We start from the raw sequence: 8982 nt of genomic DNA, 5'->3' as shown, positions 1-8982 counted from the left end.
GAAACCGCCCCGAAGGCGTGATGCGTATTCTACTCATCTACACTTCCTTGTCAAACACTTTTTTGCTAAATCATAACTTTTTTCGTTTGTTTGAATTTCCTTTCCAAAAGCATGTGCTATATATAATGAGATATCTAATTAGTTGTTTGAACAAAATCATTTTAAATGATTTTCACTTCTTCATAGATACGTATTGCTGTAACAAATTAGCAGAGTCAGTTTATAGCATCAAACAATAACGCTGGCACTCTTCGTTTTTTTTTGTTACTCTTCGCAATTCAACAATGGTGGCTCTATTGGTCCCCCCGCGACGATAGATTGTGAACCCCGTCAGGCCCGGAAGGGAGCAGCGGTAGCAGTTGATTCGGGCGCCGGGGTGTGGCTCTTAGAGCTGCCGCCCAACTTGTGAAGCCCTATGAGCTATTTGGCACTAGCACGTAAATGGCGACCACGTACATTTTCTCAACTGGTTGGCCAGGAACACGTTAATAAAGCATTAATTAATTCGCTTAATCAACAGCGATTACACCATGCTTATCTTTTTACTGGCACTCGTGGTGTGGGGAAGACGAGCGTAGCTCGTCTTTTAGCGAAAGCACTGAATTGTGAGCAGGGTGTAAGCGCAGAGCCTTGTTTAAACTGTGAGTCCTGCTTGGCAATTGAGCAAGGGCGCTTTTTAGATTTAATTGAAATTGATGGTGCATCCAGAACACGGGTCGAAGATACACGAGAACTATTAGAAAATGTACAATACGCCCCCACCCATGGCCGTTTTAAAATCTATCTCATAGATGAAGTGCATATGCTTTCGCAGCATAGCTTTAATGCCTTGTTAAAAACACTTGAAGAGCCGCCGGCCCATGTCAAATTTTTACTGGCAACAACTGACCCACAAAAATTGCCTGTCACTGTGCTTTCACGCTGTTTGCAATTTCATCTTAAACATCTGACCACAGGATTAATTAGTCTGCATTTGCAACAGGTACTTGATGCAGAGCATTTACAATTTGAAACAGAAGCCCTGGAAATTTTGGCTAAAGCCGCCAAGGGCAGTATGCGTGATGCTTTAAGTTTATTAGATCAAGCGATTGCCTCTTGTAATGGAAATTTAGTAGCTTCCGAAGTGAAAGCAATTTTAGGTTACACTCAACAGGATTACGCCATTCAATTATTAGATGCTTTGGCTACTTCAAATCCTCAAACAATTTTGCGAATTAGCCAACAAATTGCAGCTGAAGGCGGGCATTTTCGTTATGTGCTGGATGAGTTTCTGCACCATATACACGACATTACCATCTATCAAAATATTGGGGATGGTTCTTTAATTGAAATTAATTCACAGGCTAAAACATTAGCTAAACAATTCAGCCCAGAAGACATTCAGCTATTTTATCAAATAGGTATAAAGGGTTCAGAAGAGATGTATTTGGCACCTACATTGGCAATGGGCTTTGAAATGACTGTCCTACGGATGCTAACTTTCAGACCGGCTCCGCAAACCAAACCGCCTACATTGGCTTACGAAATGTCAACTCCTCATGAGAAAGCCACGAATACTACAATGGATAATTTCAAGCATGAATCTTCGACACCAGACTTCTCCGCTGCATTAGAAGTTACAGACATTGTCGTAAAGCAACCGCTAAAAGAATCGGAGCCAATTCCTGCTGAAGAAAAAATCGATTCGCCGGTAGAGCATGCTGTCCCAGAACAGCCACTCAACGCAGAAGGTTGGGCACAATTACTAAGCCAGCTTAAACTTACCGGTTTAGCATTAAATGCGGCAGAAAATGCTGAATTTATTGCCAAAAAAGGGCAGGCGATAAACTTGCGTGTAGCTAAGGGCCATCAGTCGCTATTTACTCCTGCAATTACCAGTCGCATCGAACAGGCTTTGACAAACTATCTTAAAGAAACAATTAAAATTGCATTAACCTGCGAAGAGATGATACATTCATCACCCGCTCAACAAAAGCAGATAGCACAACATCAACGCCAGCAAGAAGCAGAACATTCTTTAAAAGAAGATGCTTTTTTTCAGCAGTTAAAACAAGAGTTTTCGGCCGAATTGGTCAAAAATTCTATTGAATCCATTAAAGATGAATTATAATTAACGAAATAAATCCAAATGAGAGGTCAACATGGATATTAATCAAAATCTTGGCAACATTATGAAAGAAGCGCAAAAAATGCAACAGCGCATGCAGGAAGCTCAAAAGCAATTAAGTCAATTAGTTGTAAGAGGCGTTTCTGGCAGTGGCATGGTTGAAGTTGAAATGAACGGTCGCCATGAAGTCAATAAAGTTAAAATTAACCCCTCATTAATGGATGATGTGGAAATGCTGGAAGACTTGGTAACTGCAGCTTTCAATGATGCAGCCCGTAAGGTAGAACAAGCTTCCAAGCAAAAAATTAGTGAACTGACTGCCGGTCTTAATATTCCTACTGACTTCCTGAAGGATGGCGAGAAGGAATAATTTTAGTAATGGATGCATTGAATCGTTTGGTGGATGCATTGCGCTGTTTGCCTGGAGTAGGTCCAAAATCAGCTCAGCGAATGGTGTTTCATTTGTTGCAACACCAACGTCAACGTGGTTTGCATTTGGCTTCTTGTCTCGAAGAGGCCATGCATACTATTCAACACTGTAAGCGTTGTAAAAATTATACCGAATATGAGTTATGTACGCTCTGTCAAAATCCAGAACGAGATTCAAAAATCCTATGTATAGTGGAAACGCCTGCAGATGTTACAGCCATCGAACAAAGTAACTCGTTTAATGGAAGTTATTATGTATTAATGGGAAAAATTTCACCGCTTGATGGTATGGGTCCAGAGGACATAGGATTGCCTCAATTACGCAGGTTAGTGATTGAAGAAAACATTACAGAAGTAATTCTTGCCTTAAGCCCCTCTATCGAAGGCCAAACTACAGTCCATTTTATTCATGAATTACTGAATGATCAGCCAGTACAAATAAGTCAGCTTGCACATGGTATTCCTTCTGGAGGAGAACTAGAGTTTTTGGATGGTAATACTATAAGTAATGCATTGCGAAATCGAGCTATAGTGAATATATAAAGATGCATAAGATTTGTCGATTACTACAAGGTTGTAGCTTTTTTATTTTATTTCTTATTAGTACCAGTGTATTTGCTTCATTTAATAAAAGCCTTTGGCCTATTTGGGAAACCAATAATCCTTTATCCAAGGCCACTATTTCACATGACGAATGGCAACAATTTCTAAATAAACGCGTTGTGACTAATGAAGAAGGCATTAACCTCGTTGATTATGCAAACCTTACGGATGCTGATTACGATTTATTAAAAAGCTATCTCACAAAAATGAGCAAGGTTGATATCGATGCCTACAATCGCGACGAACAACTTGCTTTTTGGATAAACCTTTACAATGCGCTTACAGTACAAATCATTGCTGACTATTACCCCGTAGGTAGCATTGAAGAAATTAACATTTCACCAGGATTATTTAGTATCGGTCCTTGGGGCGCCAAACTCATTACCATTAATGGGACCCCATTATCACTTGACGAAATCAATAATCGAATAATTAGACCTATCTGGAATGATCCGCGTACACACTATGCCATAAATAATGGCACTATCGGCGCTGCTAATTTAAGTAAAAAAGCTTATCGCGGTTCCACAATCGAAACTGACTTAAATGAAGATGCCTCAGAATACATCAATTCTCTGCGGGGAGCCCAAGTCATTGAAGGCGAACTCATCGTTTCTAAAATTTATGAATGGTATAACGAAGACTTTGGTGGATCTAAAGCAGATATTATTACTCACCTAAAACAATTTGCTAAAGAACCGCTGCGCAGCCAATTGAAACATATTAATACCATTGATGGTTATGTCTATAATTGGCATTTAAATAGTACTATTGTACCTAAACCGTGAATAAAAATTTTTTTTACCACTATTTTATCAACTTCATTCTGTTTAACTTGTTATTTCTAAGTTTGCAGTTTGCTTATGTACTTAGTCAAAGTGGGGGCTTTCTTAATGCAATCCCACTTCCACTACCTGTTTATTTACAAATTGCGGTCGCTGCCACTATACAAATTATTTTTTATTGTTTATTAACGTTGCTACAACTGTTTTGGCTTTGGGGGATAAAAGATAGCTATTTAGCAAAAATCGCCCTGGATCGTTGGCAGCTCATTATTTATGCGCTTTCTGTTATCGCAATACTGAGTGCCAACTGCTTCTTTTTTCCTTTAAGCTTATTTAGTCGCGTGTTTCTCCCCGAGACTCCAATTCCTTTGATAAAAGGATTGATGATAGTTTCTTTGCTATTGCTTGGCTTATTTACTATCCTGGCTCTTATTAAGACATTTTTACGGTTTCCAATACTTCTAACAGCGGTATTCCTAGTAGTATTTTTATTAAGCTTTTTTCGTTATCTGCATACCCCGTTGGCAAATAAACACCAAACCCAACAACCTAATATCATTCTTATTGGTATCGACTCTCTCAGCCCCGAACGAATTAATCCATCAGATACGCCTAATCTTTATCAATTCATTAATAACAGTGTGTCTTTTAAAGAAGCCATTACCCCTTTAGCTAGGACCTATTCTGCCTGGGCCAGTATTCTTACAGGGTTATATCCTCTTCATCATAACGCCCGCTATAATTTAATGCCCTCTGGTCTTGTCAAAAGTTCAAAAAGTATTGCCTGGGTTTTACAACAGAAAGGTTACGAAACGATATTTGCAACGGATGAACGTCGATTCAGTACAATCGATAAAGAGTTCGGATTTCAAAAAATTGTGGGGCCACGTTTAGGCGTCAATGACATACTGTTAGGAACTTTTTATGATTTTCCCCTAAGTAATTTTTTAATTAATTACTCTCTCAGTCGTTGGTTATTTCCCTATAATTATTTAAACCGCGCCAGCCATTTTTCCTATTATCCTGATAGTTTTAATCGTGCATTGCATCAAACCTTAAGAGATGCTTCCCCTCAAAAGCCGCTCTTTCTCGCCGTACATTTTGCACTCCCCCACTGGCCCTACGCTTGGGCCACCTCATCACCCGCGGAAGTCGGTGATGTCTACAGCGTACAGGAAAGGGAAGGGCTCTATTTCTCCGCTGTTTATGAAGCCGATAAACAAGTAGGATTACTTTTTAAACAGCTAAAAGAGACTGGCTTATTGCAAAATGCGATGGTGGTTATTTTAAGTGACCATGGCGAATCATTATATCAATCCGGAAGTAGAAGGACGAAAATCGCCAATTACCAGGGAGAGGGACAAAGTAAACTTGCGGATTATTTTAAACGCAAAACATCCACAGAACTGGACATGAGTGCAGGTCACGGTTCAGACCTGCTTAGTCCCGTCCAATTTCATTGCTTGCTAAGTTTTAATTTTTTTAATAACAACCAACTAACGTTAAAACCAAAGGTGGTTGATGCCAGAGTGGCGTTAATTGATATAGCACCTACCATTTATTCTTATTTAAAAATAGCTTTGAAGCCAAACTTTGATGGCGTTTCATTACTGAATGCCATCCTCACCAATGAGCGCCCTGAAAAACGTGCCTTTTTCTTAGAAAGCGGCGAGCTACCTAACCAGATTGTTTCTCGGGAAAGGGCAAAGATTCTAGGAAAACTATTGTATGAAGTAAATGCAAATAACAACCAACTGCAGCTAAGAAGCGATAAATTACCTTTACTGGATGCCTTAAAACTATATGCCATTCTTGATGGCAATTGGCTGGTTGCTTTATACCCTGATGATTATCAATACATTACCGTTATTTTGCGCCTTAGTGATAACCAATGGACTGATAACTTAAACTCAACCTTTGCGCGCTCCTCCCCCGCCAAATCGATGCTCAAACAATTGTTGCAATTTTACCAGAAGGAACTGGCTTCTTATCCGAAGTCAAATGTGACCCCCGACCTCCTGGAATAACTGCTCAAGCGTTTTATTTTCCAGTACGGGAGGATTTGCATAAAGTGCCATAATACGGCTTATTGCTTCCAAGTTGCGACGACCAGGTTTTAGTGGTTTGTGTGTACTACTTCTTGAATAGGGCGCCGTGTTGATATGTCGATTCAGTAACTCTTGACGGAGAGCCTCCATTGTACAATCAAGCGTGTGAAAAACTCGGCCAATTGCCTCTTTTTGTACTTGTGTAGCCAAAGGTAAAGCAGCAATTTTTTGATCTTCTAACACTGCCACAAGGCTTCGCATCAGATAACAACTATCCTTATTTGAAAAATAACCATACAGATCCAGACATTCTGTAGTCGATAATTGCTGAAATAATTCTTGTACGTAAGCAGAAAACTTCATGCAATCATCACTAGTATCACAGTTATGGCCAGATTGTTGCTGTAGTGCCATTACCGTATCAATTAAACGATTAGGATTAAACCAAAACTTGTAGGCGCGGAATAAATTATTTAATTTATTTTTAGCGACTAACTCATCCGACAGAATAATATTAGGCAGACGCCATTCCTTTAAGGCGGTAATAATCAATTTATGAATCTCTTCTTCTATTGCAACAGTAATCCCTTGCGGTAGATCATCGCCATGCAGTAAATAATCATGTAACTCACCAAGACCACGCTGTTTTAAGGATTGCATGATTGTTTGATGCATGCTTTCAATAAATTGATGAAGCATAGAAAGTCTTGCTTTTACCGATAATAATTTTTCCGGGTGTAAAGCCTGTTTAAAAAGTTGATGAGGATTTGACTTATAGAAGAACAGATTATTAATTGTAAATATAATTTCAGGGCGTTTAAACAAAGAAGCTAACTGCAGTATTTCTGTGTCATCCAGTTTAGCCAATAAAGCTAAGGCAGAAAGAATATTTTCTCCGGAGTCATTGGCAAAAGCTACTGTTGCATGTAGCCATTCTGCACAAGACTGAGATTCAATCAGAATTTTAAGCTGTCCTGTTAATGAGCGTTGAATATATTCTAGTGACTGAGGCTGCATTCTATTTAATTGTTCCTGCAATAATTGGTAATAAAATTTTAACTTTCGGACCATTCTTATTTCATCCGATAAAGTCATACTCGAGTTAAACTGCTGTTTAAGTGTTTGAATTGTTATATAGCATCGAGAGGGGCTATTCTCAGAAAGAGAACTTGGTACATTGGGTTCTTGTGAGCCAGTAGGTTTTAATAAATTTAATAATTCCTCATATCTTAAGGCCAGTTCAGAACAACACTGCGCCGCATCCGCAATACGCATCCTCGTATTTTTCCCATCCCCCATCGCTTTTTGTAAGCGGTTTTCAATATGCTTGATGGTATATTTTATTAAGGCCTTGGTGCGATAGAAATCATTAACCAGCCAGTCTTTAGCAAATCCTTTTGCATCACCCATAGTGACTCCTAACCATCATTCGTAGCTAGAAACGCTTTATACTGAGCTTGATACTTTTATATACGATACAGAAAGATAAAATAATCTCTCTTAATATCATTTAAGCATGATGGCTTTATTTTTGCCACTTCAGGAGAACAGGAGATGCCCAAGGGCCTCTCCTGACAGGATTATAAATTGGTACTGCTATCGGGTAAAATCCGAGTGGTCTTACCATATACAACCAATACTTTTTGTTTGACTTTCAGGTTTAAATCTTCTGCTTGTGCTACTGAAACAATCGCGCCACTATTTAATTTAATGACATAAACATAACCATGGCCACCATCAAGATACTCACTACCCGGTGCTTTATTACTACTACCAGTAGCCGCCTGACTATGGAATTTAACAGGGCGTTTGGAAATAATGACCCCCGAGGCAACTTTTTTTAATTTACCCACTTCATTGACATCATAATCTCCAGGGGGTACATCTTTGGAGCATGCCCCCAAGACCAAACATAACACTACCCCTAGGGCATAAAACAGTTTCTTCATTCTTTTATCTCCTGCGTTAAAATTTAAATCGGGAATAGGGTTTGTTGACTTCTCGGTACAAAACAGTAATAGTCCCGGTAAAAAACTGTCCTATTCTACAAATTAGCGTTCTTTATTGCCAGTGCAGATATTGAGGTTTTCTAATGCATATAAAAAGTGCCTCAATGAAAATTTGCCCAAAATAACCAGTAACTTTGCAAGATGACTGTTTTAAATTAATTTTAAATAGTTTGAACTTGCCTGATTACTACAGGATGTAAAATACTTTCTATGCAGTGTATAATTTGCTAGTTTAGGGGCCACTAGTGAAGGGGATAGACAAATGTCGCATCGAAAATATTTGCTTATTATCGACGATGCCCCCCTGGATGAGCAGTTGGTGGATTATTTTGCCAAATTTGATTTTAACATTATTCAACAGCCCGATTTCACCCAGCTTAATAAAGGAATCTCTCCGCCTCCTGCTGCATTACTAATTAACTGGTCACTTATTCAAAAAAACGACGAAAGTATAATTAATAAATTGTATCACCGCTATACTGTGCCGCTCTTGGTAATTAGTGACAACGTTGATGAAGATATTTGTGTTCATATGTTGGAAATCGGCGCCGATGATTTTTTAGTCAAACCCATTCATCCTAGAGAGCTACATGCGCGAATTAGTGCAATCTCTCGAAGGGTGCAACGAGCAGCCAAAGAAATGGAACAAGAAAAGGAGGTGCTCCTTTTCGCCAACTGGCGCTTATATCCTGCTTCGCGACAAGTGTTTGACAGTAACACCCACGAAGAATTACAGCTTAGCGCAGGAGAGTATGATTTACTTTTAGCGTTTGTTCGCCAACCTCAACGAGTTTTAGGTCGAGAATTTTTATTACAGCTCACTAAAAATAGTGATCTTACCCCGTTTGATCGCCGTATTGACGTACAGATTAGCAGACTAAGACAAAAAATTGAGACGGATGCAAAAAAACCCGCACTCATTAAAACCATCCGTAACGGCGGTTATTTGTTTACTGCCCGAGTATTATCTATTAAAGAACAATCTGATCAGAGCTAATTAA

The 8982-nt window shown here is 39.1% G+C and carries 8 protein-coding genes and 1 other RNA gene; 7 read left to right on the top strand and 2 right to left on the bottom strand.

Going from position 1 to position 8982, the window contains the following annotated elements; genetic code table 11:
• The first annotated feature begins 294 nt into the window (after positions 1-294).
• The 6 genes from ffs to Ljam_RS11400 all read left to right on the top strand — a co-directional run bounded on the left by ffs (position 295) and on the right by Ljam_RS11400 (position 5951).
• An RNA gene (gene ffs / locus Ljam_RS14805) (signal recognition particle sRNA small type) lies at positions 295-391 on the top strand.
• A 24-nt stretch (positions 392-415) separates the two neighbouring features.
• Entirely contained in the window at positions 416-2110 is a 1695-nt protein-coding gene (gene dnaX, locus Ljam_RS11420) for a DNA polymerase III subunit gamma/tau (RefSeq protein WP_058450142.1), read from the top strand.
• Between the two features lie 31 nt (positions 2111-2141).
• On the top strand, positions 2142-2477 hold the full coding sequence (locus Ljam_RS11415) for a YbaB/EbfC family nucleoid-associated protein (protein WP_058450141.1): 336 nt from the start codon (positions 2142-2144) through the stop codon (positions 2475-2477).
• A gap of 8 nt (positions 2478-2485) precedes the next feature.
• Complete coding sequence (gene recR, locus Ljam_RS11410) at positions 2486-3079, top strand: recombination mediator RecR (RefSeq protein ID WP_058450140.1); 594 nt, start codon at positions 2486-2488, stop codon at positions 3077-3079.
• A gap of 2 nt (positions 3080-3081) precedes the next feature.
• The gene (locus Ljam_RS11405) at positions 3082-3927 is read left to right on the top strand and encodes a DUF547 domain-containing protein (RefSeq protein ID WP_058450139.1); all 846 of its coding nucleotides are present in this window, start codon (positions 3082-3084) and stop codon (positions 3925-3927) included.
• Entirely contained in the window at positions 3924-5951 is a 2028-nt protein-coding gene (locus Ljam_RS11400; RefSeq protein WP_058450138.1) for a sulfatase-like hydrolase/transferase, read from the top strand. The genes Ljam_RS11405 and Ljam_RS11400 overlap by 4 nt, the downstream gene beginning before the upstream one ends.
• Here Ljam_RS11400 and Ljam_RS11395 read toward each other — a convergent pair.
• Both Ljam_RS11395 and Ljam_RS11390 read right to left on the bottom strand, forming a co-directional pair.
• Positions 5922-7382, bottom strand: coding sequence for a hypothetical protein (locus tag Ljam_RS11395; RefSeq protein ID WP_058450137.1), 1461 nt, complete (start codon positions 7380-7382; stop codon positions 5922-5924). The two genes, Ljam_RS11400 and Ljam_RS11395, sit on opposite strands and share 30 nt — an antisense overlap.
• Before the next feature lie 170 nt (positions 7383-7552).
• Complete coding sequence (locus Ljam_RS11390) at positions 7553-7921, bottom strand: hypothetical protein (RefSeq protein WP_058450136.1); 369 nt, start codon at positions 7919-7921, stop codon at positions 7553-7555.
• 322 nt (positions 7922-8243) lie between these two features.
• Between Ljam_RS11390 and Ljam_RS11385 the strand changes: the two genes are divergently transcribed.
• Positions 8244-8978: a response regulator transcription factor gene (locus tag Ljam_RS11385; RefSeq protein WP_058450135.1), complete on the top strand. Its 735-nt coding sequence runs from the start codon at positions 8244-8246 to the stop codon at positions 8976-8978.
• Positions 8979-8982 lie beyond the last annotated feature (4 nt).

The sequence above is a fragment of the Legionella jamestowniensis genome, from assembly GCF_001467745.1.
GTDB lineage: Bacteria > Pseudomonadota > Gammaproteobacteria > Legionellales > Legionellaceae > Tatlockia > Tatlockia jamestowniensis.
This window is presented reverse-complemented; position numbering and strand designations above follow the sequence as displayed.